The organism is Novosphingobium sp. BAM6 (assembly GCF_057784955.1).
The window spans coordinates 1,271,353-1,294,708 of the sequence record NZ_JBYNTR010000001.1; the positions used below are offsets into that span (position 1 = coordinate 1,271,353).

Below are 23,356 nucleotides of genomic sequence, written 5' to 3' on the forward strand. Positions count from 1 at the left end.
GTAAATTGCGCAATTGGCATGGAGCTTGCTTCGCAGGCCAGGCAGCAAGAGGATGACGATGCTCCGCAAGATTGCCCGCCTTTTCACGATCAAGACCCGCTGGGAAGCGTGTATGATCATCTACGCCCTGGCTCTGGGCGCGACCGAGCGGGGCACGGTCTATATTGCGCGTTTTCCGGGTTTCGGCGGCAAGCTGCTGTTCCTCGCCTGCATGGGCTCGGTGGTGCTTGCGGGTGCCAAGGTATTCGATTGCCTGAAATACGAAAAGGCCGAGCGTGAACGTTTCGCCCCGGCTCCTGCCGCGCTTGCCGGTAACGACAACGATGCGCGCAGCCGCAAGGACGCCCGCGAAGCCTGAAACCGCACAGTTCGCGGCCTGAGCCACCTTATATCTGGGAAGGTGGGGCGATTCTGTTGCAAGGCTCGCCCCCAGCCCCTGGAATCCCTTCTGTTACCCGGTGGGTCCAACCGTGTTCTGGCTTTGTAAAGTCAGGCCGTTAGGCCCTAGAATTACGCAGCGAGAGCAAGTGCTTCGTTGTCGTTGGCACTTATGAGTTTTGAGCCTTTAACGGGTTACTCAGCCCGGACGAAAACACCGCTTTTGAACACACGTCGATCCTAGTTCGGCCCCGTCATCACCCCTGCGACAACAGGGAGTCTCCGTGAACGAAGACGGGTGATGGTGGAGCCGCCGGGTACCGCCCCCGGGTCCGCTGCATCTATTACTCGGCACAATTTATCGTCATAGCCGGTCGAAACCGGCAAGGGTCCATATAGGGAACTCGCGCCAAAAGAAAAGGGCGAGACCGCATGGCCCCGCCCTTGCCTGTTGATGATGCCCGAAGGGTCGTGAAGCGATCAGACTTCCCCGCGTCCCTTGCGCAGTTCCTCAAGGATTTCCTTGAGCGCTTCGAGCTGCGGATCGACGGTCGCTGCCGCCGGTGCCGCTGCGGCCTCTTCCGCCTCCTGCTTCTTGGCCGATTCGACCAGCTTGTTGACCGAGCGGACCAGCAGGAACAACACGAAGCCGATGATCAGGAAGTTGATCACCTGCGTGATGAACATGCCGTAGCCGATCATCGGCACGCCTGCGGTCTTGAGTGCGTCGTAGTCGGTCGCCTTGGACTGCAGCGCAGGTGGGATCGATCCGAGCAGGATATAGAAGCGCGAAAAGTCGATGGTGCCGAAGATCGCACCGATCACCGGCATGATCACGTTTTCGGTCAGCGAGGTCACGATCTTGCCGAAGGCCGCGCCCAGCATCACACCGACCGCCAGATCGAGCACATTGCCGCGCGCAATGAACTTCTTGAATTCGTCGAAAAGAGCCACGCCGTTTCTCCCCTGGCATGTAATATATAGGCTGATACGGAAACGACCCTGCCACAGCCGCAGGACCGCCTCAATTCTTTGTTCACTATCGCGCATTGGCCGCAGGCCTGCGGACAGACCCGCTACATCGTGCCGCGATAGTTACGAAGCATTGCCCGCGGGCAATCCGACAGCGATCCCGCTTGAACGCGCCCCGCCGCTTGCTATCTATCGCAGCAGGGATGGGGTTGTTCCCCGTTCGAACAAAAGGATTCCTGTTCATGAGCCTGTCCGCTGCCGCCCGCCGGGGCCGCGTCGTCGTCGTTTCGCTGGCGCTGTTCGCACTCGCCGCCTGCGGCTTCAACTCGGTGCCGACCAAGCAGGAAGCCGCCAAGGCCAAGTGGGCCGATGTCGAGGCCGCATTCCAGGAACGCGCCAACCTCGTCCCCAACCTCGCCGCCGTCGCCAAGGGCGCAGCCGAACAGGAGAAGTCGATCCTCGTCGGCGTGACCGAGGCGCGCGCCAAGGCCACCTCGATCAACCTCACTGCCGACGATCTGAACGATCCGGCCAAGATGCAGGCCTTCCAGCAGGCGCAGGCGAACCTGGGCCAGGGCATTTCCCGCCTGCTCGCCAGCGTCGAGGCCTATCCCGACATCAAGTCGAACACCAATTACCAGATGCTCCAGAGCCAGCTTGAGGGGCAGGAGAACCGCATCCGCATCGCCATCCGCGACTACAACGCCTCGGTTCAGGACTACAACACCACCGTGCGCACCTTCCCGACAATGATCGGCGCGCGCCTGCGCGGTGCCTCGACGATGGTGCCCTACAAGGCGGTGACGCCGGGTGCCGACGTCGCGCCGAGCCTCGAAGGCAAGATCTGATCCGGTGAAGCACCTGCGCGCGCTTGCCGCGCTTTTCCTGCTGCTGCTTGCGGGTCTGTCCGCGCCATCGGCGTGGGCAGATGCCGCAAGCGGTCCGCAATTCCCCAAGCTGACCGGGCGCGTCGTCGACGATGCCCATATCCTGCCTGCCGACGAAGTTGCGCGGCTGGACCAGAAGCTCGCCGCCCTCGAACAACAGTCGAACCGCCAACTGGTGGTGGCGACCGTCTCCAGCCTGCAGGGCTACGAGATTTCGGACTATTCCAACCAGTTGTTCCGTAACTGGAAGCTCGGCGACAAAGAGCGCAACGATGGCGTACTGCTGGTAGTCGCGCCCAACGAACGCAAGGTGCGGATCGAGGTCGGCTATGGCATGGAGCCGATTATCACCGATGGCCTGACGTTCCTCATCAACAGTCAGCAGATCCTGCCGCGCTTCAAGGCAGGCGATATGCCGGGCGGGATCGAGGCCGGAACGGACGCGCTCATCAAGCAGATGACGCTGCCGCCCGAAGAAGCGCAGAAGATCGCCGCACAAGCGCAGAAATCGCATCAGCAGAGCGCAGGCGACGGCGTGTCGCTGGGCACCGTGATCTTCATCCTGTTCATCCTGTTCTTCGTCGCCCTACCAATCCTCAACGAGTTGCGCGGTCGTGGCCGTCGCAGCCGCATGGGCGGCGGCCCGATCATCTGGATGCCGCCACTCGGTGGATGGGACGATGACGATGATGATCGCTGGGGCGGCGGTGGTGGTGGTTTCGGTGGCTTCGGCGGCGGCGGATTCGGCGGCGGCGGCGGAGGCTTCTCCGGCGGCGGCGGAAGTTCCGGCGGCGGCGGTTCGAGCGGCAGCTGGTAAGGGGAAACGGGGGCTATGACCAAGACCACATCCGCGCCATCGCGCCTGACCGATGCCGACCGCCAGCGCGTGGCCGAAGCGGTCGCGGCGGCGGAGCTGAAAAGCTCGGGCGAGATCGTCACGATCCTGGCCGACCGTTCGGACGGCTATACCGATGTCGCGCTCAGTTGGGCGGCGGGCGTTGCCTTCCTCGCGCTGTGGGGACTGGCGCTGGCGCCGGACTTCTACCTGCATCTCTATGATCGGCTGTTCGCCGACTGGGGCCATGAATGGACCCCGCACTCGGTATTGATGGTCGCTCTGTTCGTCTGCGGCTTCAAGTTCGCCGGCATGATGGTGCTCCAGATGTGGGCACCCTTGCGCTACTGGCTAATTCCGGGCGCGGTAAAGAGCGCCCGCGTGCGCGACCGTGCCTTGCGCGCCTTCCGCATCGCCGCCGACCAGCGCACCGCAGGAAAGACCGGCGTGCTGATCTACCTCTCCATGCGCGAGCACCGGGCCGAGATCGTCGCTGACCGCGCGATCGCCGCCAAAGTTGCCCCCGAAGTCTGGGGCAGTGCGATGGCCGCAATGCTTTCGCATGTGCGCGAAGGTCGCGTGGCCGAAGGCATGGCGGTCGCGGTCGAGCAGGTGGGCGATATCCTCGCCCCGCATTTCCCGCGCGCCGATGACGATATCAACGAACTTCCCGACAGGCTGATCGAAGTATGACCGAAACCAGGCTCCCCCTCGATGCCGAGCTCCCGCGCGAGACGATGTGGCAGGGCAAGTTCATCACCGCCTACACGCAGGGACGCTGGGAATATGTCGGTCGCGCGCGCGGCATCCGCGCTGCCGTGATCCTTGCGGTCGATGAAGACGATCACATCATTCTCGTCGATCAGTACCGTGTGCCGCTGGGCCGACGTTGCCTGGAACTCCCTGCCGGGCTCGTCGGCGACACCGCAGGCAGCGAGGGTGAGGACGCCGCCAACGCCGCCGCGCGAGAACTGGAGGAAGAAACCGGCTACCGCGCCGCGCACATGGAGAACCTCGGCGAGTTCTACTCCTCGCCCGGCATGGTCAGCGAAAGCTTCACCCTGTTCCGCGCCCACGGCCTCGAAAAGGTCGGCGCGGGCGGCGGTGTCGAGGACGAGGACATCCGCGTCCACCGCGTCCCTCTCGCCAGCATCAGCCAGACCATCGCCGACTTTCGCGAGGCAGGCTACGCGATGGACGTGAAACTGCTGATGGCGCTGGGCGCCGCCTTGCTCGGCTGACGCGCTTGGGCGCGAAGACCAGTTGGAGCGTCTGCCAGCGCAAGACCCGCTATGCGAGCGAGGCTGACGCCCTCGCCGTGGCCGAGCGCGCGCCCTTCCCCTTGCGCCCCTATCGCTGCGCGCTGTGTCGCCAATACCACCTCACCAGCCGCACCAAGGGCATGAAGCTCCCCACCTTCGAGGCGGCGCGACGCAAGCGAGGCTCCGGGAGCTAGGCGCTCAAACCGATTGCCCCCTTGGCGACAAATCCGCCGTACCGACAAACCCCCGTTTTCGTCTTTGAATGCGACTTTCCCCACAAGGTCAGAGCTTCAGGACTCGCTATTTCCGATCCGGTATCGTCATGCGAAATAGCGGGGGTGAGCAGGCGTAAGCGGCCTTGTAAGACTGCCCCCAGCAACGTTCGAGTCCCTCGAAGATGTTCATGTTGAGCGGCCATCGCATCGGCATTGGCTTCCCGTCCGGACCTTCCATAGTAAAGTTTGCCGGGCGCGGGAGGTCCGCTAGCTTGGCCTTTGCCATCTCGAAAGCATTACGATCGTGCTTCAGGAAGGCGATCGTGCCATCCACATACAGGTTCCATCCCGTGCCGTTGTCTTGCTTCGCTGTTTTGTAAGATTGTCGAAACAGCGCGATAGCAGCTGCAGTCTGCCCGATATCGGCGCGTACCTGTCCTTCGTGCCATACCAGCGCGGGATCTTTTGCCTGATGCTTGATGCGCCAGTCGCGGATCAGGTCTGCGGCTTCGCGCTCACAGCCATCCAGTTCCAGCTTGCGCCATCCGCCTGTCATGTCCTGATCGAAGGCAGCTTGGTCGAGGGACAGCAGCCCCGGGCGGTCATATTGGCATCCGGAGCCGGCAACAGCCGCGTGTGCCAGGAAGGCAAGTAGCATGGTCATCCGCGACAGAATTTCACATCATATCTGGCAGAGCAACCTGCACCTTTTCGGTGCCATCACCTCCCCATCAACGCCGACGCCATGCGGCGAAGCTGCGGGCGTGTCCCGGCTTGTCGCGCAGGACGCGTTGTGGGCCGTCGCGGACCAGCGCCTCTGCATCGGGTGCCTGACTGGGGTTCATCGACCAGGATTCGATCCGCTCGTTATCGAACACGAAACCGGCCCCACCCTCGGCCCCGACATCGAGGCGGAAGGTGATGAAGTCGGTCCAGTGCTGGCCGCACGCGACACCGTTCTCGACCGTGAAATAGCGCCCCGCGACGGAGATCGTCGCATCGCTGTCGAGGAAGGGGTCGCACTGGCCGCCTTCATCCGCCCTCATGACAACATCGTCGTTGCGCCCGACCAGCACGAACGCCCCTGCCCCATGTCTGCCGCGCTCCTCGAAGATCAGCAAGGGACGCGCTGGCGCCGCTTCATCGCGGGTGCGATAGCTGTCCTCGCCCTTGCGTCCCATGGCGACCAGACGGAACCGCGGAGCGCCTTTCGGCGCCATCTCCTTACTCACGAGAATGTCATAACCGGGCAGAACGCGCGCGGCAGCATCCGCGACCGGATCATCTGCGGACGGCACAGCCATAGCAGCAGCAGGAACACTCGAAAGTAGGGCAAGAGTGCCAAGCAAGATCTTCATATGCCAAGCCTAGCTGCATTGACCGACCCGGCAAAGCCCTTCAATCCTCCAGCGTCGTGTAGATCGCGCCGAAGTCCAGCGCCCCCTTGCCCGTAGCGACGAAGGCTTCGTAGATGCGCATCGCGTGTTCGCCCATCGGCACTCGCGCGCCTGCCCCCTCGGCTCCCGCCATCGCCAGACGCAGATCCTTCAGCATCAGCGCGGACGCAAAACCGCCTGTGTAATGGTTGTCCGCGGGGCTCGGCGCGCCGACTCCGGGCATCGGGGTATAGTCGTTGAGCGACCAGCAGGCCCCGGTCGCCTTCGAGGCGATCGACTGGAACACTTGCGGATCGAGACCCGCCTTGCTCGCCAGCGCCAGCGCCTCGCATGTGCCGATCATGTGGATCGCCAGCAGCATGTTGTTCGCCATCTTGGCGATCTGCCCGCAACCCGAGGCACCGGCATGGATCACGGCCTTGGCCATGGGGGCCAGCACCGCCTCTGCGCGGACAAAGCTCTCTTCGCAGCCGCCGACCATGAAGGTGAGAGCACCCGCCTTCGCCCCGGCGATCCCACCCGAGGCCGGCGCATCAACCATCGCGAAGCCCCGTGCCTCGGCATCGGCCGTCAACGCCCGCGCAGTCGCCAGATCGATGGTCGAGCATTCGACGAACAGCGTACCGGGGCGAGCATGGGGGAACACCTCAGCCTCATAGACCGCGCGCACGATCTCGCCGTTCGGCAACATCGAGACGACCGCTTCGGCGCCGACCACCGCCTCGGCCACCGAACGCATGATTGTGCAACCATTCTGCCGGGCCTGCTCCAGCGCCGGTTCAGAAAGGTCGAAGGCGCGCACACGGTGTCCGGCGGCGGCAAGATTGGCCGCCATGCCGCTACCCATGTTGCCAAGTCCGACGAAGGCAATCTCCATGGCATCCTCTCCTCGTTCTGACGCCCGAAGTTGCTCCTCGGTGCGTCTCCACCCCTTCTCTGTCCGTCTCAGCCAGGTTCTCTAAACGTATCACGAACCGCTTAACAGCCCTTCCAGACCCCTGCCCGCTTCTCGATGAACGCCGCCATGCCCTCGGCCTTGTCCTCGCTCGCGGCGAGCACCTGGAACATCCGGCGCTCGGCGACAAGCCCTTGCGTCAGCGTGGTTTCATAAGCGGTATCAACCATTTCCTTTACCATCATCGCAGCCAGCGGCGGCATCGAAGCGATCACGTCGGCGGTCTTCAGAGCCTCGTCGAGCAGGTCCGCCAACGGCACGACCCGCGCGACGAGCCCGGAACGCTCGGCTTCGGCGGCATCCATCATCCGCCCGGTCAGGCACATTTCCATGGCCTTGGCCTTGCCGATGGCGCGGGTCAGACGCTGCGATCCGCCCATGCCGGGGCCTTCGCCGAGCTTGATCTCCGGCTGGCCGAACTTCGCGGTATCTGCGGCGATGATGAAGTCCGCCATCATCGCCAGTTCGCACCCGCCGCCCAGCGCAAAGCCGTTGACCGCCGCGATCCACGGCTTGCGGGTGCGCCCGACCACATCGCTCTGCCACCCCGCAAACAGGTCCTCGGCATACATCGCCGCCGCGCCCTTGTCCGCCATTTCCTTGATGTCGGCCCCTGCGGCAAAGGCTTTCTCGCCACTCCCGGTGACGACGGCACAGAGTTGTGACGGGTCGGCCTGAAAGGCTGCCAGGGCCTGACTCAATTCCGATAGAACCTGCAAATTCAATGCATTGAGAGATTTAGGTCGATTTAACGTGAGGATCGTCACGGCGCCTCGCTGCTCGACAAGCAGGGTCTCGAACGGGGTTGCAGTGCTCATTGCGGGGTCCACTCCTCTTCGGCCGGCAGGGCGGCAAAGATAGCGTCCAGCATAGCCTCGGTCACGTCCTGCGGCGCGGCCGGATGCCAATGCGGGGCATTGTCCTTGTCGACCAGCACCGCGCGTACGCCTTCGGCGAAATCCGGTTGCAGGATCGTGCGCGCTGCCAGGCGGTATTCCATAACCATCTCGTCTGCAAAGGTTTCCAGACTCGCCCCGATGGCGAGTTGCCGCAAGGCGACCTTGCATGAGGTCGGGCTACGGGTCTGCAACAGCGCAAGCTGGTCCAGCGCCCAGTCGGACGGATCGTCCGCCAGCGAGTGTAGAATGTCCTCCAGCGAATCCGAGGCGAAGTGCCGGGCAATGTTCGCGGCCTGCACCGCAATTCGAGGTTCCGGAGGTTTCACTGACAGGTCATTGAGAACACTACTGATCTCATGCCCCGCCGCCAATCGCTGCTTCGCATCCTCCAGCCGCTCCGACGGCAGATAATGCGTCGCCAATCCGGCCCACAGGCACTCGGCGCCATCCAGCCGTGCGCCGGTCAGCGCCAGGAACTGCCCCAGACGTCCTTGCAGGCGAGAGAGATACCAGCCCCCGCCGACATCGGGAAACAGGCCGATCGCGGTCTCGGGCATGGCGAAGCGGGTGTTCTCGGTCGCAACCCGAAACCGTGCGGGCTGCGACAGACCAACGCCCCCACCCATGGTGATGCCGTCCATGAACGCGACAACGGGCTTCGGGTAGGTGAACAGCCGATGGTTCAGGCGGTACTCGGCGTGGAAGAACGCGCGACCGCTCATGCCGCCATCGTCGAGCGCCGAGCGCCGCACTTTGGCAACATCACCGCCCGCGCAAAAGCCGCGGCTGCCGGCATGATCGATCATCACCAGTGCAATGTGCGGATCGCTCTCCCATTCGTCGAGCGCGCGGTGCATCGCCCGGCACATGCCCAGCGTCAGCGCATGGATCGCCTTGGGGCGGTCGAGCGAGATGTGCCCGGCGATGCCATCGGCACGGGCCTGAACGGCCTCTTCAAGTATCTGGGAAGGCATGAAAACCTTTCATTCACTAAGCAGGTCGCGCCCGATGATGAGGCGCATCACTTCGTTGGTACCTTCCAAGATGCGATGCACGCGCAGGTCCCGCCAGAACCGTTCGATCGGATAATCGCGCAAATAGCCGTAGCCACCGAAAAGCTGCAAGGCCCGGTCGACGACAGCCGAGCCGGTATCGGTGGCGATCAGCTTGGCCATCGCCGCAAACCGCGTGCGATCAGGGGCGCCATGCGTCACCTTGTCCGCCGCCAGATAGAGCAAGGCACGCGCGGCCTCGAGTTCGGCGGCCATGTCGGCAAGCTTGAACTGGGTGTTCTGGAACTCGGCCAGGGGCCGATCGAACTGGCGCCGATCGCGTACATAGCCCACCGCCTCGTCAAGGCAACGCTGTGCCCCGCCGAGCGAGCAGGCGCCGATATTGAGCCGCCCGCCATCAAGCCCCGCCATCGCGAAACGAAAACCTTCCCCCTCGTTTCCCAAAAGGTTAGCGGATGAAATTCGGGCATTTTCGAAGATGACCTGTGCCGTCGGCGAGGCATTCCAGCCCAGCTTCCTCTCCGGCGCGCCGAAGCTCACGCCCGGCGTATCCTTCTCGACTACAAAGCAGGAAATGCCGCGCGACTTGTGCTCGCCGGTGCGCGCCATCACGAAGTAGAGATCGTTGACGCCCGCCCCGGAAATGAACTGCTTGGTGCCGTTGAGGACATAGTGATCGCCCTCCCGCCGGGCCGAGGTGCGCAGCGCCGCCGCATCCGAGCCGGAACCGGGTTCGGTGAGGCAGTACGAGGCAATCTTGTCCATTGCCACCAGATCGGCGAGATAATGCGCCTTCAGATCGTCGCTGCCGAACCTGTCGAGCATCCACGCCGCCATGTTGTGGATCGAGATATAGGCCGAGGTCGCTGGGCACCCATAGGCCATCGCCTCCATCACCAGCGCCGCCTCGATCCGGCCAAGGCCGATGCCGCCGCCCTCTTCCGAAACATAGATCCCGCCAAAGCCGAGATCGCCCGCCGCCTTCCAGACGTCGCACGGATAGTGGCAGGTCTCGTCCCATTCTGCGGCATAAGGGGTGATCCGCTCGGCGGTGAAGCGGCGTGCCGTCTCCTGTATGGCGATCTGGTCTTCGGTCAGCCCGAACTGGCTCTCGGTCATGTCCTCTCCTGCGGGTTGGCCCCGCCTTTTTCGGTACGGTACGTCTTTATGTTACGAGCACTTGGAATACGTCAGTGCCTGCGGCATCGCATCAGGGCCGGTATCCTTGCGGATCATCGTCAGGCCGCCATCGGGCGTATGAAGGGCAACCTGGAGCTTCCAGCTCTGCCCTTCCCCGCTGAAACTGAAATCGCCGATGAAGGCATCGGCGCTGGCTTTCGTCACATGGGTGAGGTCAGCCACCGATTCGTAGAACTGGAGGCGCGTGGGGCTGACCGTCAGCAGACCCTTGGCATCGCCCGCCTGCGAGGTGCAATCCGCTCTTACCAGTCCCCAGCGGCCCAACAACGCGGGCGGGATCGCATCCTGCGCCACGGCGGCCTGCGTTGATGAAGGCTCCGGCGACGGCGTATGGGAGGCGATGTCCTCCACCGGCGCATTCGCGGTCGGGCTGGGATCGGGTTGATCCTTGCTCGATTTGGAACAGCCGGCCAGCGCGAGCATGGCGGCTCCGGTAACAAGGAACGCGGCGAAAGTGGAACGGCGCATGGCGGTATCCCTTTGCTGGAAGAGGCCTTTTCATCGGACGAAACACGCTTGCTGCCAAGGCTGTTCCGCGAGTTGCCCCCGTTTTCACCACCCCGTTTCAGTCCCCAGCCCTATCCCCCATTTTACCCCATCGTCGGGATCACGAAGGCATCGTGCCCGGATGCTCCGCCGCTACCATCCGGCCAGCGCTGCGTGACGGTCTTCACCCGCGTCCAGAAACGCACGCCTTCCATGCCGTGCTGGTTGGCATCGCCAAAAGCCGAGCGCTTCCAACCGCCGAAGCTGTGATAGGCGACCGGCACCGGGATCGGCACGTTGATGCCCACCATGCCGACATCCACGCGCGAGGCGAATTCGCGCGCGGCATGGCCATTGCGCGTGAAGATTGCGACGCCGTTGCCGTACTGATGACGCGAAGGCAGCGCGACCGCCTCCTCGAACGACTGCGCCCGCACGATCTGCAGGACCGGGCCGAAGATTTCCTCGTGATAGCTCTGCATCTCGGGCGTCACGCGATCGATCAGCGTCGGGCCGACGAACCAGCCCCCTTCGTGCCCCTGCAGAACCAGTCCGCGCCCGTCGACGACGATCTCTGCGCCTTCCTCGGCCGACTTCGCAATCCAGCCCTCGACCCGCGCCTTGTGCTGCGCCGAGACGACTGGACCATAATGTGCGTTCGCATCGGTCGATACGCCGACGCGTAAGGCCTCGATGGCCGGGATCAGCTTCGCCCGTAGCCGCTCGGCGGTCTCCTCGCCTACCGGGACCACGACCGGCAGGGCCATGCAGCGCTCCCCCGCCGAACCAAAAGCGGCACCCGCAAGGTCGTTCACCACCTGATCGAGATCGGCATCGGGCATCACGATACCGTGGTTCTTCGCCCCGCCCATCGCCTGCACCCGCTTGCCTGCCGCCGCGCCGCGCCGATAGACCTCGTGCGCGATGTCGGAGGAGCCGACGAAGCTGACAGCCGCAATATCGGGGTGATCGAGAATCGCCTCGACCATCTCGCGATCGCCGTGGACGACCTGCAACACACCTTCGGGCGCACCGGCTTCCAGGAACAGTTCGGCAAGCCGCACCGGCACTGAAGGATCGCGTTCGGAAGGCTTGAGAATGAAGGCGTTGCCCACCGCCGTCGCCACTGCTAACATCCACATCGGGATCATTGCGGGGAAGTTGAACGGGGTGATACCGGCGCCGATGCCGATCGGCTGGCGCAGCGAGAACACGTCGATCCCCGGCCCTGCGCCTTGCGTATATTCGCCCTTCAACGCGTGCGGGATGCCACAGGCGAATTCGACGACTTCCAGCCCGCGCTGGATATCGCCGCGCGCATCGGCAATGACCTTGCCGTGCTCGCTCGACAGCAGATGGGCAAGTTCGTCCATCTGCGCCTCGACCAGTTCCTTGAAGCGGAACAACACGCGGGCGCGTCGCTGCGGATTGAGCGCCGCCCATGCCGGTTGCGCGGCACGGGCATGCGCGACGGCGCGGTCGAGCACGGATTTGTCTCCGAGCACGACGCGCGCCTGCACTTCGCCCCTGTTGGGGTCGAAGACATCGCCCAGTCGGCAATCAGATGTATCGCCCCGAAGCGATGCATCTGCGGGAATTCGCGTGACCGGGTTATCGTTATTCAGGGGATGTTCGTCGGCGCCTCCGACGAGATGGTCGATGAGGCGCATAACGGCATCCTCTCCCATGTTTTTGTTCTGTATTTTTGTTCTGAAGGCCGTTTAGGACCGACCCTTCTTGCAGGGAAGCAGTGATTTTGCTTTTCTGGCCTGCATAAATGCAGGTACACGTCGGGAACCTTTCTGGCCGATGAATAAGGACGTAAAATCATGAGCATGCCCGATCTGGACTGGAGCGATTGCCAGGCTTTTCTGGCGGTTGCACGCTCCGGACAACTCGCTGCGGCGGGCCGCAGGCTTGGTGTAGACCCCACGACGGTCAGTCGCCGCCTGCGTCGGCTGGAGGCCGCGGTCGGCCAGACCCTGTTCGAGCAGAGTCGCACCGGGCAGGAACTGACCGAGGCAGGCGAGGCCATGCTCACGTCGGTCGAGGCGATGGCGCTGGCCGCGCACGAGATTTCCGAACGCGCCGAGGACGAGGAAGGCCTTGGCGGCACCCTGCGCATGAGCGTGACCGAGGGTTTCGGCTCATGGTTCCTCGCCAGCATGCTGCCTCGATTCCGTGAAGCCCACCCGCGCCTCGCCATCGACCTTGTGGCCAGCAGCGGCTTTCTCAGCCCGTCACGACGCGAGGCCGATGTCGCGATCATGCTCTCGCGCCCGCGCGCGGGGCCGCTCGTCGCCCACAAGCTGACCGACTACACGCTGCGCCTTTACGCCAGCATCGACTATCTGGTGACGCGCGACCTGCCGAAAGTCCCTGCCGACCTCGAACAGCACCAGCTTGTCGGCTACATCCCCGACCTGATCTACGCCCCGGAACTGCGATACCTTGAGGAGATCCATCCCAACCTCAAGCCCACGATCCGCTCCACCAGTATCGCCGCGCAGCAGAACCTACTGGCTGCAGGGGCAGGCATCGCCGTGCTCCCCTGCTTCATGGCGGATCGCGACACCCGCCTCGAACGGGTTATGCCCGACGTCTCTATCAGCCGCAGCCTGTGGTTCGTCACCCATCAGGACACCCGAAGTTTCCGCAGGGTGAGGTTGCTGCGCGAATGGCTTGATGAAATCGTGGACATCATGGAGGTTTCCTTGCGCCCGAAGTGACTTCGGGCCAAACCTTGCCATGTTCAGTTCAGCGGAGACAGTGTGACTACCACGACCATCGACCCGGCCGTCTTTCGCAAGGTGCTCGGCAGCTATCCCACCGGCGTCAGCCTGATCACCGCGCTCGATGGCGACAAGCCCGCAGGCATGGTGGTGGGCACCTTCACCTCGGTTTCGCTCGATCCGCCGCTGGTCGGCTTCCTGCCTGCGCGATCGTCCTCATCCTGGCCGCTGATCGAGCGGGCCGGGCACTTCGCGGTGAACATCCTCGCCGCCGACCAGCAGGACGTCTGCCGCGCCGCCAGCGCCAAGGGCGAGGAGAAGTTCCTCGGCGTGAACTTCACGATGTCCGAGCATAACCTGCCGATCATCGCCGATTCCATCGCCTGTATCGAATGCCGCCTCTATTCGGTGACGGATGCAGGCGATCACCTGTTCGTGCTGGGCGAAGTGCTGCGCATGGAGATCGTGCGCGATGAAGACCCGATGCTGTTCCATCGCGGCCGTTTCGGCGGTTTCGCCGAGCGGATCTGAAACAGGCGCGGCGCCTCAGTGTAAAACGGGCGCCGCCACTTCTACCATCGCCGGTTTTGCCCGACGGTGGCGGTTGAGCCCGATCAGCGGGCGCAAGGGGCCGACTTCGCGGCCGATCAGGTAGAAGCTCCAGCATCCCACCACCGTCGCCGCGATCAGGATCAGGAACTCGGTCAGGGCCGAGAAGCTCTGCTTCATCAGCCAGTATTCCACCGCCACCTGCACCGTCTGGTGGATGATGTAGAACGGGAACACCGCCTCGGCCAGCGTCGCGCGCCAGCTGCCGTCCACGTTCCAGAAGCGGTCGGCGACCCCGAACAGCGCGATCATGATGCCCCAGCTCTGCACCGCCTTGGCGAAGATCACCGGCACCTGCCAGAACGGCGGCGTCGGCACGTTGCCGGGATAGAAGCACGCATCCAGCGCCACGGCGGCATAGCCGACCAGCCCCGCCACCAGAGCGGCAGGCCACTGCTTCGCGATCGCCAGCCGCAGCAGTTCGGAGCGACGCAGCGCAATGCCGAACAGGAACATCAGCCCATAGTGCAGATGCGCGTTGGGGTCGTTCAGGAAATGGTGTGTATCGGTCCAGTCGCCCGGCAGCATGCGGATCGCAAAGACGATCAAAGTGCCCAGCGGCAACAGGCCCGGCCCGGCCAGCAGCGCCTCGGTGCCGCGCAGCATGGCCGCCAGCCAGCGCGTGGGCAGCAGCGACAGCGCGCAGAGCGCCAGCGTATAGGCCAGCAGGTAGATCACGAACCACAGGTGCATGTCGGCAGGCAGGTTCTCGCCCCCCACGCGCCGGAAGCTGAAGGCGTCGTGGAGCATGAAGTAGCCATAACCATGCGTGTAGCCGCTATGCACCAGCCCCAGGAACGGCTGCGGCGGCACCACCACGATCAGGCCGAACAGCAGCGGAATACCCAGACGCTTGAGGCGGCTTTTCAGAAACCCGCCGGTAACATCGCTCCTGCCTCCTTTGGGCGCAAGCGTCCCCTGCTTCACGAACAGCGCGGCGCTGGCATAGCCCGAGATTGCGAACAGCAGCGACAGCCGCCAGGGACTGAGCGCCAGCAGCGGGATTTCCGCCCACCAGATCACGCCGCGCCCCGCCGTCTGGTATCCCCAGGGCGTGAAACCGAAGCCGACATGGTAGAAGATCAGCAGCGCGAACGCACCGACCCGCAGCCAGTCCATGCCATAGTGGCGTCGCGAGGGGGCATGTTGCATCAAGGTCCGTGTCACTGCCGCATAGCCGACAGAGCCGACCGAAGAACCGCGAGCCTTAGTCCCGATGCCCCGCGCACGCAATCGCGCGATTGCTCCGCAAGACCGCCGGGTATCTCTCCGAAACGGCCCTATCTCGGCTTGGCCACGTCCACCGGAAGGACCATCCCCAAGCCCAATGAAGTTCGCGCGTTTCCTTGAAGGCTCAGGCACAGAGGCTCCCGACGGCGGGCGCGCCAGTGAACGGTCGGGTGAACCGGCCAGCGAACGGACAGGCGTGCAGATCGCCCTGCTTCACGACGGGACCAACATGCCGGTGGCCGGGTTGATCGAGGCCGGACTGCTCGAAGCCATGGCGGGAAGCGGCGTCGCGCTGCTGGTGCAACCCGTGCTGGCGGGCCTGGGGCACGGCGCCGTGCCGCGCTTTCTCACCGACCATCGCCCTGCCGCCGTGGTAATCGCCCCGCCGCTCTCTTACGACGATGCGCTGGCCGATCTCTGCGCCGAGGCAGGGGTAACGGCGCTGCGGCTCGGCCCGATCGAAGGAGGCCATGCCATGGGCTGCGACGAGCGGGCGGCGATGGCCGCGCTGGTGTCGGCGCTGATCGCGCGGGGACATACCCGCATCGCGCTGGTGAGCGGCGCCGATCTCTCGCCCTCTGCACGCCTGCGCGAAATGGGCTATCTCGACATGCTGGCCGAGCACGGCCTCGATCGCGGCCCCTCGTTGATCGTGCCGGGGGACGACAGCTTTGCATCCGGGCAGGAGGCCGCGCGCCTGCTGTTTCAGGTCAGCCCCCTGCCCAGCGCGATCCTGAGCACGTCGGACATGATGGCTGCGGGTATCCTCGCCGCAGCCACGGAGGCGCGCATCGCCGTGCCCGCCACGCTCGCCATCGCCGGGTTCGACGACATGCCGATCGCCGCACGCCTTTCGCCTGCCCTCACCTCGGTCCATATCCCATGGCGCACAATGGCCCACGACGCCGTGCGCCGCCTGTTCGCCTCGCACCTCACGCCCGAGCCCGTAATCTACCCCGCCCCGATCCTCGAACGCCCCAGCACCGCAATGCCCACCGCCGACCTGTCCCGGTCGGCTCTCGATCCGGGACGGGTGTGAGGGACGAGATGGCCTGACGTAAGGGATGGCCGGTAGGCGAATGTCGCGTTCGCAGCGACAAGCTGCAATTTGCTGACGCTCGGGCGAATGACCGTAGGCTCCAAAATTGCCGATCACAGTAACGAACTGGCGTAACTATTGACCTTCCATCAAACACCGTTGAGCCTACAGGGATGCGTAAACAGCCGATCTTGCCTCCTTCGACAATCGCAACATTACAAGCGATTGGTTCAAAGCTTCAGGCCCGTGAAAAAATTCAAGATGCTGAACAACTAGCGACATTGCTAGACGAACTAGACCCCCTCCATCTCGCGCAAGCTGAAGCAGAGATTGTAGAAGCGGCGGCGCTCTACCACTGGAGGCGTCAGCCGACGATCTTAGAGAAGATATTCGGTTCCGTAATCGCGGACATTGACCAACTGTCTACGGTAAATGGGCTTGAGGTCGTATTCATCTTCCATAAAGACGGAAAAATTCGAGAGGCTGCTTTAGATAAGATTTCTGGTCCTCTCTCTAGCGCATTTTTGTTTGCTTCCATCGCTTGGAGGCTGAATGATTGGGCCGCCCCCGTGAGGAAGGCTGCTTTTGCCTGTGCAGCACGAACGTTTCCGATAACACCGCCCGAAGTTGTTGCGAAGGCTGCCATCACTTTACTTGCGCGAGAGGCAACTTGGGGGCGATGGAGAACTGAAAAAAGCGCACTTGATGAAGCGCTCATACGTGAGGATGTCCAAGCAGCGCTGGCTAATCTCATTTCCACTGGAAGTACCGGCCCCATGGCATCGCTATTACGCAGCGCCTTACGTTTTGAAAGCATGGACAAGCATTTAGCGGAAATTGCGGCTGAGGCAGCACAGCCGTCAACCCGGGCCGTAGCATTCCAAACGCTTATCGCGGGCCATGCAAAATGGCCAAGTGGTCGAGAGTGGCGATGGATTGACAAATCAATGGGGCTTCGTCGTCGGGAAATCGTGCTTTCTAGACGAACGCTCGCCGAAGCGCCCAATATTGTTCACTGGGTACGACAGGGATTAGATGATCGGGCTGTCGCCGTACGCAAGATGGCGATGAACGGTTTGATCGAAAATCGCTCGATCTTCAGCGATATACGTCCCCTCGCCGATCAAATGCTCGGGGATAAATCTGCGGCCGTACGGGAGCTTGCCGCGTTCCTTGTGAGCCGAATTGAGCAAGAGGAGGCTTCCATTAATGGTTTTCAGAAAGGCGCTGGTGGCGGCTATCTTCCGCTATCCCGCCTTTCTCGGTCATCATAGCTAGCGGGGCAGTTCCCAGTCATTGCCGGACCCGGTCAGTATCACAAAAGCGGAAGAGCGACTTCTAAGATGGCCGAAGCGACCGTCGAGGGTCATAAACGGGCGCCTTTCTGCCAGCCACTCACCCCTCGGTAAGGGCAGCCACCAGCGCGCGGACTTTCTTCTGGCGCCATTGCGGTACGGGGGCGACCAGCCAGTAGCCGCGGCGGCAGGCTTCGGGTGTGCCGCCTTCGCCATCGGGCAGGAGCAGTGAGGGAACGCGGGCCTTGCCGAGCCCGGCGCGGGCCATCGCCAGCGCCTGTCCGGCATCGCCGACCGCGATGGCAGCGGCGCCGTCTCCCATGCCTTCGCCCGCCTCGTCAGGATCGCCGGGCCAGACGATCCGTTCGCCCTCGCCCAGCTCGGTCCATTCGGGCGCGCCCAGCGCCACACCTTCGAGATCGCCCGGCCCTTCGGTCCAGCGCACGGCAAGGTCGAGGTTCGCCTCGGTGAAATCATTCGCCGCGCCGTCGACGATCACGAAGCGGACCTGCGGGTTCTCTGCACGGAACGCGGCCAGTCGCGGCGCAAGCCAGGCGCCGAGGAACTCACGCGGGACGGCGATCGTCAGAACGTGGCTGGACTGGCCCGCCTGCATCGCCTGCACCGCTTCCTCGAACTGGAGGAAGCCGCTGCGCAGCGGGGCAAGGCCGCTGGAGGCCTCGTCGGTCAGTTCCAGCCCTTTGCTGGTGCGGCGAAACAGCACGACGCCGAGCAGATCTTCCAGCGCGCGAATCTGCTGGCCGACGGCAGCAGGCGTCACCGCCAGTTCGTCCGCCGCGCGGGTGAACGAGAGGTGCCGGGCGGCGGCGTCGAAAACGCGCAGGGCGTTGAGAGGCAGGTGCGTGCGCTTCATGCCGCATCCCTATGGCCTGGCGCGCCTGTCGGCAATGGCTGACGTGCCCGGCGAAATCAGCCCGCTGTCGCAGGCGCGGCGAGCGGAAAGTACGGGATGGCGATGGCGATCTCGCTGCCGTCCGCACGGCGCAGCATGTAGTGCCCTTCCATCGAGCCCTGCGGCGTGGGCAGCGGACAGCCCGAGACGTAATCGTGGCTGGCGCCGGGCGCGAGCACCGGCTGCTCGCCCACCACGCCCTCGCCATCGACAAGGCTGACCTCGCCGGTGCCGTCGGTGATGCGCCAATGCCGGGTGGTCAGCTGGAGCACCTCGTCCGAATCGTTCTCGATGCGAATGTGATAGACCCAGAACCACTTGCCCGCCTCGATCCGAGATTGCTCGGGCAGGAAGTTCACGGCCACGCGAACGGTCACGCCATGGGTGATGGCGGAATGCTGGAACAGCTCCTTCATGGTCCGATCGAGACTAGCGACTGATTTGTCGGGCGACAACCGGGCGCTGCATCGCTTGGCGCCTGGCGGCGCATCCGGCACCGGCCCACGCCCCCACTCTGCCACCCAACGATAGTACCTTGCGGGTGGCAGAGTGGGGGCGTGGGCCGGTGCCGCTTCTGAAATCGCTCTTTCGCGATTTCTCAAACGGGCGCTGGCACCTTACCCCAGATCGGCGGGATCGCAGGCCAGCGTCCAGACGAATCCCTCGGGCGGATAGCGCGTCTCGACCACCGCGTTCAGGCGCGAGCGCGGCACGTCGATCGTGATGCGCGTGCCGAAACCGGTGCGCACCGGCGGCGTCACCGGTGGCCCATCGCTCTCGCGCCACGACAGCTCGAAACGCGGTGCTTCCTGCTCGTCCGACAGCGACCAGACGATATCGATCCGGCCCGTCGCTACCGAGAGCGCGCCGTATTTGAGAGAATTGGTCGCCATCTCGTGCATTGCCATCGCCAGCGATTCGGCGGCGGCGGGCGCAAGCGAGACCGGCGGGCCAGCCATGCGCACTTGCTGGCTGACCTCACCGATATTGCCCAGTTGCGCCTCGATCATGTCGATCAGCGGCACATTGGACCATGACCGGCTGACTAGAAGGTCCTGATTCGCCGCAAGCCCCCGTATGCGTTGCTCCAGCCGTTTCACGAAATCGGGATTCCCCGAATCCGTACGCCGTGCGATGGAAAGAATAACCGCCAGCATGTTTTTCGAGCGGTGGTTCACCTCATCGAGCAACAGGGCGATGCGCTGTTCGGCGTCGCGCATTTCGGTGACGTCGGTGTTGGTGCCGAACCAGCGCACGATCCGCCCGCCCGAATCGCGGATCGCCTTCGCGCGCGAGAGGAACCAGCGGTAGGAACCGTCCGCCGCGCGCAGGGGGAAGGTGTCCTCCCAGTCCTGCCCGGTATCGATGCAGTGGCTGAAATGGCGCACGACCCGGTGCAGGTGATCCGGGTGGTGGTACGAGCGCCACTGCCAGTTGCGCATGTCTTCCAGCGCAGCGCCCGTGTAGTCGAACCAGCGCCGGTTGAACCAGATGATCGCCCCCCGCGGCTCGGCGATCCACGCCAGTTGCGACATATTGTCCGCCAGCAGCCGCAACCGCGCCTCGCTTTCGGCAAGCTGCGTGATCATCTGTTTCTGCGCGGTGATGTCGCGCGCGATCTTGCTGGCGGCAACCACCCTGCCCTCGGCATCGAGCACCGGCGAGACGGTGACGTCCACCAGCACCTCACTGCCATCCTTGCGCAGGCGTATCGTCTCGAACGGCGGCACGCGGCTTCCGCTCGAGATGCTGGCAATGATCGCGTCTTCTTCGACCTGCCGGTCGAGCGGGATCAGGGTGCGGATATTACGTCCGATGATCTCGGCGGCACTCCAGCCGAAGATGCGCGTGGCCGAATCGTTCCACGAGAGGATCGTCCCGTCGAGCGACTTGCCGACGATGGCATTGTCGCTCGACTGCACGATCGCCGCAAGAAACGCAGCGGCGCCGGGGCCGGAGGTGTCCGCCTCTGTCAGCGCCGCGCTCCCTGTCAGAGCCCTGCGCGGGTCAGCGCCTGATCCATGTCGGCGATCAGGTCGTCCACGTCTTCAAGGCCCACGTTGATGCGCAGCATGCCCTGATTGATGCCCATCTCCACCCGCGCATCCTCACCCATGTTGGCATGGGTAGACGAAGCCGGGTGGCACATCAGCGAGCGCGAATCGCCGATGTTGTTCGAGATGTCGATCAGTTCGAGAGCATCGAGCAGCGCATGTGCCTGCTCGCGACCGTTGACCTCGAACGAGAAGATCGGGCCACAGGCGTCCATCTGCTTCATGGCGAGGGCCTGCGAGGGGTGGCTGTCGAGCCAGGGGTGCAGGATCTTGGGCACGCGGCCCGCCACGAACTGGCCCAGCTTGAGCGCGTTCTCGCTCTGGCGCTTGGCGCGCAGGTCCAGCGTTTCCAGACCCTTGAGCACGACCCAGGCGTTGAACGGGGAAAGGTTCGGCCCGGTGTTGCGCTGGAACGGCAGTAGCTTCTCGTTGATGAACTCTTCCGAACCGCACACGGCGCCTGCCAGCACACGCCCCTGCCCGTCCATCAGCTTGGTGGCCGAATAGGCGACCACATCGATCCCGAATTCGAGCGGACGCTGGAGGGCGGGCGAGCAGAAGGCGTTGTCGACCACGGTAGTGATGCCGTGCGCCTTGGCGATCGCGGCGATGCCGGCCAGATCGGCGATATCCATCGTCGGGTTGGCGGGCGTCTCGAAGAAGAAAACCTTGGTGTTAGGCCGGATTGCGGCTTCCCATGCGGCAGTGTCGGTCGCGTCGATAACCGAGACTTCGATGCCGAAGCGCGGCAGCAGGCTGTCGCCCAGCCAGCGGCACGAGCCGAACGCGGCGCGCGCGGCGACCATGTGATCGCCTGCCGAAAGCTGGCAAAGCAGCGCAGCGGTCATCGCCGCCATGCCGGAAGCCTGCGTGCGGCATGCCTCTGCCCCTTCGAGCAGCGCGATGCGCTCTTCGAGCATCTGCACGGTCGGGTTCTGGAGACGCGAATAGGTCATGCCGTCCGCTTCACCGGCGAAGCGCGCCGCAACGGTGGCAGCATCGTCATATGTGAAGCCCGAGGTGAGGAACAGCGCTTCGCTGGTCTCCCCCATCTCGCTGCGCCATGTACCCCCACGGATCGCGCGGGTTGCGGGGCGCCAGTTGGCGGTCTTGGTTCGGTCCTGTCCGGTGGTGCGTTTCATGATGGCACCGCTCTAGGACGCACCAGATGTAGGTGCAAGCGAGTCGCACACCCGATCGCCCGTGACATTACCGATGCTTGCGCCGCGCCCGTGCCGCGCTTATCCCGCCCGGCGATGCCCCGCACGTTTTCGTCCGCCGCCCCGTCCTCCGCTCTGGCCTCTGCCGCCCGCAGGAACATCGACCCCATCGAGTGGTGCGTGGGCCTTGCCGTGGCTTTCATGGCGCTGGCGACATGGCGCCTGTCGATCCCGAGCAAGTTCTATTTCGATGAAATCCACTACGTCCCCGCCGCGCGCAAGATGCTGGAACTGGTGGCGGTGAACCGCGAACATCCGCTGTTCGCCAAGGAAGTGCTGGCCGCCTCGATCCATTTCCTGGGAGACCGTCCGTTCGGCTGGCGCTTCCCGATGGTGCTGTTCGGCGGGCTTGGCCTGTTCGCGTTCGGGCGGACGGTGTGGCATGCCAGCCATCGCCGCTGGGCAACGATCGCGGCGATGATCCTGCTGGCCACCAACTTCATGTGGTTCGTCCAGAGCCGCATCGCCATGCTCGACATGGTGGAGGCCAGCTTGTGCATGGTCGGCCTGTGGCAATTCGCGGGCGCCCTGCGCGAGCCAAAGCGCGGCGCTGCCCGCCGTCGCCTTGTATTCGCAGGTGTGGCGCTGGGCCTCTCGCTCGGCGCCAAATGGAGCAGCGCGCCAGCGCTGGCGATGCCGGGGCTATGCTTCCTGATCCTGTGCCTGCGTGACGGCGGCCCGATCCTGCCGCGCGCCAAGCGCCGCGCCGGGATCGCCAGCCAGACCCGCGGCCCTGCTGCCGGGATCTCGCTGGTCGAGGCCTTCGTGTGGCTCGGCCTCGTGCCGCTGGTGGTTTACTGGCTGACCTTCCTGCCCGCCATGTTCTACGCCCAGCACACGCTCGCCCCGTTCGACATCGTAGGCCAGCACAAGCTGATGTTCCGCCTACAGGACTCGGTGAAGAAACCGCACCCTTACCAGACCTACTGGTATCAGTGGATCGTCGACTGGCGCGGGATCTGGTATCTGTTCAAGACCATCGACGGTGCCCCGCGCGGCATCGTGATGCTGGGCAATCCCTTCTCGATGATCGCCGGACTGTTCGCGCTGGTGTGGGGCCTGTGGGCCATGATCTGGCGCCGCCGCAGCGATGTTGCCTGCTTCGTCGCGCTCTATCTCGGCACGCTGATGATGTGGGCGCTCGATGGCAAGCCGGTGCAGTTCTACTACCACTACCTGCTGCCCGGCGCCTTCCTGATGGCCCTGCTCGCCTTTGCGCTCGAAGCGCTCGCGCTGCGCCGCGACCGCTGGCGCTGGGCCGGCCCCGGCGGCGTCGTGCTGGCGGTGCTGATGTTCGTCGGATTCTATCCGATCATATCAGGGCTCCCGATGCCCTATACCCAGTTTTACAACGTGTGGATCTGGCTGCCGAGCTGGCGGTGAGTGGAACGAACGAGAGCGCCTGCTGAAAGCAGTGAACGGTCACTCGATCGAGATACCCTGATCTTCGTCATTCCCGCGAAGGCGGGAATCCAGTGAGCGCAACGCGTCGAAACCGAAATCGCAGGCGAGATCTCACCGCTGCGGATTTCCCTCTTTGGTCATCCGGAGCTTCCTGCCCCCGCTCCAGGCCTTGATCCGCTTCTGCTGGATCAGGTTTGAGATGCGGCCAGAATAAAGCGCACCGTTTCGTGCAGATAAGAGTCTTTGGACGGAGGCCACGAAGGTATCTTTTAGCGCAAGGCCGCTTCTGGATTCCCGCCTTCGCGGGAATGACGAATGGGGGTGGGTTGCTGCCGTTTGCGACACCTGAGATTTGGCGACT

The 23,356-nt window shown here is 64.0% G+C and carries 26 protein-coding genes and 1 other RNA gene; 12 read left to right on the plus strand and 15 right to left on the minus strand.

What is annotated here, in order from left to right; genetic code table 11:
* The first annotated feature begins 58 nt into the window (after positions 1-58).
* The gene (locus tag AC3EC3_RS05810; RefSeq protein WP_488488673.1) at positions 59-358 is read left to right on the plus strand and encodes a hypothetical protein; all 300 of its coding nucleotides are present in this window, start codon (positions 59-61) and stop codon (positions 356-358) included.
* Between the two features lie 79 nt (positions 359-437).
* Here the strand turns inward: AC3EC3_RS05810 and ssrA are convergent.
* Together ssrA and mscL are read right to left on the minus strand one after the other, a co-directional pair.
* Positions 438-802: a transfer-messenger RNA gene (gene ssrA, locus AC3EC3_RS05815) on the minus strand.
* A gap of 56 nt (positions 803-858) precedes the next feature.
* Positions 859-1,332, minus strand: a complete 474-nt coding sequence (mscL, locus tag AC3EC3_RS05820; protein ID WP_488488674.1) for a large conductance mechanosensitive channel protein MscL — start codon at positions 1,330-1,332, stop codon at positions 859-861.
* 260 nt (positions 1,333-1,592) lie between these two features.
* On the opposite strand from mscL, the gene AC3EC3_RS05825 reads away from it, so the two are divergent.
* From AC3EC3_RS05825 to AC3EC3_RS05845, 5 genes are read left to right on the plus strand one after another with little or no spacing between them, the layout of a single operon-like run.
* Positions 1,593-2,198, plus strand: coding sequence for a LemA family protein (locus AC3EC3_RS05825; RefSeq protein ID WP_260923344.1), 606 nt, complete (start codon positions 1,593-1,595; stop codon positions 2,196-2,198).
* 4 nt (positions 2,199-2,202) lie between these two features.
* On the plus strand, positions 2,203-3,054 hold the full coding sequence (locus tag AC3EC3_RS05830) for a TPM domain-containing protein (RefSeq protein ID WP_488488675.1): 852 nt from the start codon (positions 2,203-2,205) through the stop codon (positions 3,052-3,054).
* 15 nt (positions 3,055-3,069) lie between these two features.
* Entirely contained in the window at positions 3,070-3,765 is a 696-nt protein-coding gene (locus AC3EC3_RS05835) for a TPM domain-containing protein (protein ID WP_488488676.1), read from the plus strand.
* Positions 3,762-4,313 carry an NUDIX hydrolase gene (locus AC3EC3_RS05840; protein ID WP_488488677.1) on the plus strand — a complete coding sequence of 184 codons (552 nt, stop codon included), beginning with the start codon at positions 3,762-3,764 and terminating at the stop codon, positions 4,311-4,313. Before AC3EC3_RS05835 ends, AC3EC3_RS05840 begins: the two co-directional genes overlap by 4 nt.
* A 5-nt stretch (positions 4,314-4,318) precedes the next feature.
* Entirely contained in the window at positions 4,319-4,528 is a 210-nt protein-coding gene (locus AC3EC3_RS05845) for a hypothetical protein (protein WP_488488678.1), read from the plus strand.
* 106 nt (positions 4,529-4,634) lie between these two features.
* Here AC3EC3_RS05845 and AC3EC3_RS05850 read toward each other — a convergent pair whose 3' ends face one another.
* The 8 genes from AC3EC3_RS05850 to AC3EC3_RS05885 all read right to left on the minus strand — a co-directional run bounded on the left by AC3EC3_RS05850 (position 4,635) and on the right by AC3EC3_RS05885 (position 12,052).
* Complete coding sequence (locus AC3EC3_RS05850) at positions 4,635-5,207, minus strand: hypothetical protein (protein WP_488488679.1); 573 nt, start codon at positions 5,205-5,207, stop codon at positions 4,635-4,637.
* Positions 5,208-5,280: 73 nt separating this feature from the next.
* Complete coding sequence (locus tag AC3EC3_RS05855) at positions 5,281-5,853, minus strand: hypothetical protein (RefSeq protein WP_488488680.1); 573 nt, start codon at positions 5,851-5,853, stop codon at positions 5,281-5,283.
* A 94-nt stretch (positions 5,854-5,947) separates the two neighbouring features.
* A complete protein-coding gene (gene mmsB, locus AC3EC3_RS05860) occupies positions 5,948-6,895 on the minus strand; it encodes a 3-hydroxyisobutyrate dehydrogenase (protein ID WP_488489214.1) in 948 nt (315 codons plus the stop codon).
* A 29-nt stretch (positions 6,896-6,924) separates the two neighbouring features.
* Complete coding sequence (locus AC3EC3_RS05865; protein WP_488488681.1) at positions 6,925-7,719, minus strand: enoyl-CoA hydratase-related protein; 795 nt, start codon at positions 7,717-7,719, stop codon at positions 6,925-6,927.
* A complete protein-coding gene (locus tag AC3EC3_RS05870; RefSeq protein WP_488488682.1) occupies positions 7,716-8,774 on the minus strand; it encodes an enoyl-CoA hydratase/isomerase family protein in 1,059 nt (352 codons plus the stop codon). The genes AC3EC3_RS05865 and AC3EC3_RS05870 overlap by 4 nt, the downstream gene beginning before the upstream one ends.
* 9 nt (positions 8,775-8,783) lie before the next feature.
* The gene (locus AC3EC3_RS05875) at positions 8,784-9,932 is read right to left on the minus strand and encodes an acyl-CoA dehydrogenase family protein (RefSeq protein WP_488488683.1); all 1,149 of its coding nucleotides are present in this window, start codon (positions 9,930-9,932) and stop codon (positions 8,784-8,786) included.
* A 51-nt stretch (positions 9,933-9,983) separates the two neighbouring features.
* Entirely contained in the window at positions 9,984-10,481 is a 498-nt protein-coding gene (locus AC3EC3_RS05880) for a hypothetical protein (protein ID WP_488488684.1), read from the minus strand.
* 122 nt (positions 10,482-10,603) lie between these two features.
* Positions 10,604-12,052, minus strand: a complete 1,449-nt coding sequence (locus AC3EC3_RS05885; protein ID WP_488489215.1) for a CoA-acylating methylmalonate-semialdehyde dehydrogenase — start codon at positions 12,050-12,052, stop codon at positions 10,604-10,606.
* Here AC3EC3_RS05885 and AC3EC3_RS05890 point away from each other — a divergent pair.
* The 3 genes from AC3EC3_RS05890 to AC3EC3_RS05900 all read left to right on the plus strand — a co-directional run bounded on the left by AC3EC3_RS05890 (position 11,963) and on the right by AC3EC3_RS05900 (position 13,762).
* Entirely contained in the window at positions 11,963-12,253 is a 291-nt protein-coding gene (locus AC3EC3_RS05890; protein ID WP_488489238.1) for a hypothetical protein, read from the plus strand. The two genes, AC3EC3_RS05885 and AC3EC3_RS05890, sit on opposite strands and share 90 nt — an antisense overlap.
* A 75-nt stretch (positions 12,254-12,328) precedes the next feature.
* Entirely contained in the window at positions 12,329-13,228 is a 900-nt protein-coding gene (locus AC3EC3_RS05895) for a LysR family transcriptional regulator (RefSeq protein WP_488488685.1), read from the plus strand.
* A gap of 42 nt (positions 13,229-13,270) precedes the next feature.
* Positions 13,271-13,762, plus strand: coding sequence for a flavin reductase family protein (locus AC3EC3_RS05900; protein WP_488488686.1), 492 nt, complete (start codon positions 13,271-13,273; stop codon positions 13,760-13,762).
* A gap of 15 nt (positions 13,763-13,777) precedes the next feature.
* On the opposite strand, the gene AC3EC3_RS05905 is transcribed toward AC3EC3_RS05900, so the two are convergent.
* The gene (locus AC3EC3_RS05905; RefSeq protein WP_488488687.1) at positions 13,778-14,959 is read right to left on the minus strand and encodes an acyltransferase family protein; all 1,182 of its coding nucleotides are present in this window, start codon (positions 14,957-14,959) and stop codon (positions 13,778-13,780) included.
* 208 nt (positions 14,960-15,167) lie between these two features.
* On the opposite strand from AC3EC3_RS05905, the gene AC3EC3_RS05910 reads away from it, so the two are divergent.
* Together AC3EC3_RS05910 and AC3EC3_RS05915 are read left to right on the plus strand one after the other, a co-directional pair.
* The gene (locus tag AC3EC3_RS05910) at positions 15,168-16,109 is read left to right on the plus strand and encodes a substrate-binding domain-containing protein (protein ID WP_488488688.1); all 942 of its coding nucleotides are present in this window, start codon (positions 15,168-15,170) and stop codon (positions 16,107-16,109) included.
* A 173-nt stretch (positions 16,110-16,282) separates the two neighbouring features.
* Entirely contained in the window at positions 16,283-17,383 is a 1,101-nt protein-coding gene (locus AC3EC3_RS05915) for a hypothetical protein (protein WP_488488689.1), read from the plus strand.
* Positions 17,384-17,504: 121 nt separating this feature from the next.
* Here AC3EC3_RS05915 and AC3EC3_RS05920 read toward each other — a convergent pair whose 3' ends face one another.
* From AC3EC3_RS05920 to AC3EC3_RS05935, 4 genes are all read right to left on the minus strand, one after another.
* A complete protein-coding gene (locus AC3EC3_RS05920; RefSeq protein ID WP_488488690.1) occupies positions 17,505-18,278 on the minus strand; it encodes a LysR family transcriptional regulator in 774 nt (257 codons plus the stop codon).
* A gap of 56 nt (positions 18,279-18,334) precedes the next feature.
* Entirely contained in the window at positions 18,335-18,733 is a 399-nt protein-coding gene (gene apaG, locus AC3EC3_RS05925) for a Co2+/Mg2+ efflux protein ApaG (protein ID WP_488488691.1), read from the minus strand.
* Between the two features lie 201 nt (positions 18,734-18,934).
* Positions 18,935-20,311, minus strand: a complete 1,377-nt coding sequence (locus AC3EC3_RS05930; protein WP_488489216.1) for a PAS domain S-box protein — start codon at positions 20,309-20,311, stop codon at positions 18,935-18,937.
* The gene (locus AC3EC3_RS05935; protein ID WP_260921956.1) at positions 20,308-21,513 is read right to left on the minus strand and encodes a trans-sulfuration enzyme family protein; all 1,206 of its coding nucleotides are present in this window, start codon (positions 21,511-21,513) and stop codon (positions 20,308-20,310) included. The genes AC3EC3_RS05930 and AC3EC3_RS05935 overlap by 4 nt, the downstream gene beginning before the upstream one ends.
* 114 nt (positions 21,514-21,627) lie before the next feature.
* Between AC3EC3_RS05935 and AC3EC3_RS05940 the strand changes: the two genes are divergently transcribed.
* Positions 21,628-22,974 carry a phospholipid carrier-dependent glycosyltransferase gene (locus AC3EC3_RS05940; protein ID WP_488488692.1) on the plus strand — a complete coding sequence of 449 codons (1,347 nt, stop codon included), beginning with the start codon at positions 21,628-21,630 and terminating at the stop codon, positions 22,972-22,974.
* Positions 22,975-23,356: the final 382 nt, after the last annotated feature.

Bases quoted from the DNA above. Each gene is read 5' to 3' on its own strand.
- AC3EC3_RS05810 (WP_488488673.1), top strand. From the start codon at position 59: ATGCTCCGCAAGATTGCCCGCCTTTTCACGATCAAGACCCGCTGGGAA.
- AC3EC3_RS05825 (WP_260923344.1), top strand. From the start codon at position 1,593: ATGAGCCTGTCCGCTGCCGCCCGCCGGGGCCGCGTCGTCGTCGTTTCG.
- AC3EC3_RS05835 (WP_488488676.1), top strand. From the start codon at position 3,070: ATGACCAAGACCACATCCGCGCCATCGCGCCTGACCGATGCCGACCGC.
- AC3EC3_RS05840 (WP_488488677.1), top strand. From the start codon at position 3,762: ATGACCGAAACCAGGCTCCCCCTCGATGCCGAGCTCCCGCGCGAGACG.
- AC3EC3_RS05850 (WP_488488679.1), bottom strand. From the start codon at position 5,207: ATGCTACTTGCCTTCCTGGCACACGCGGCTGTTGCCGGCTCCGGATGC.
- AC3EC3_RS05855 (WP_488488680.1), bottom strand. From the start codon at position 5,853: ATGGCTGTGCCGTCCGCAGATGATCCGGTCGCGGATGCTGCCGCGCGC.
- AC3EC3_RS05865 (WP_488488681.1), bottom strand. From the start codon at position 7,719: ATGAGCACTGCAACCCCGTTCGAGACCCTGCTTGTCGAGCAGCGAGGC.
- AC3EC3_RS05870 (WP_488488682.1), bottom strand. From the start codon at position 8,774: ATGCCTTCCCAGATACTTGAAGAGGCCGTTCAGGCCCGTGCCGATGGC.
- AC3EC3_RS05875 (WP_488488683.1), bottom strand. From the start codon at position 9,932: ATGACCGAGAGCCAGTTCGGGCTGACCGAAGACCAGATCGCCATACAG.
- AC3EC3_RS05880 (WP_488488684.1), bottom strand. From the start codon at position 10,481: ATGCGCCGTTCCACTTTCGCCGCGTTCCTTGTTACCGGAGCCGCCATG.
- AC3EC3_RS05890 (WP_488489238.1), top strand. From the start codon at position 11,963: ATGCGCGACGGCGCGGTCGAGCACGGATTTGTCTCCGAGCACGACGCG.
- AC3EC3_RS05895 (WP_488488685.1), top strand. From the start codon at position 12,329: ATGAGCATGCCCGATCTGGACTGGAGCGATTGCCAGGCTTTTCTGGCG.
- AC3EC3_RS05905 (WP_488488687.1), bottom strand. From the start codon at position 14,959: ATGGACTGGCTGCGGGTCGGTGCGTTCGCGCTGCTGATCTTCTACCAT.
- AC3EC3_RS05910 (WP_488488688.1), top strand. From the start codon at position 15,168: ATGAAGTTCGCGCGTTTCCTTGAAGGCTCAGGCACAGAGGCTCCCGAC.
- AC3EC3_RS05915 (WP_488488689.1), top strand. From the start codon at position 16,283: ATGCGTAAACAGCCGATCTTGCCTCCTTCGACAATCGCAACATTACAA.
- AC3EC3_RS05920 (WP_488488690.1), bottom strand. From the start codon at position 18,278: ATGAAGCGCACGCACCTGCCTCTCAACGCCCTGCGCGTTTTCGACGCC.
- apaG (WP_488488691.1), bottom strand. From the start codon at position 18,733: ATGAAGGAGCTGTTCCAGCATTCCGCCATCACCCATGGCGTGACCGTT.
- AC3EC3_RS05935 (WP_260921956.1), bottom strand. From the start codon at position 21,513: ATGAAACGCACCACCGGACAGGACCGAACCAAGACCGCCAACTGGCGC.
- AC3EC3_RS05940 (WP_488488692.1), top strand. From the start codon at position 21,628: ATGCCCCGCACGTTTTCGTCCGCCGCCCCGTCCTCCGCTCTGGCCTCT.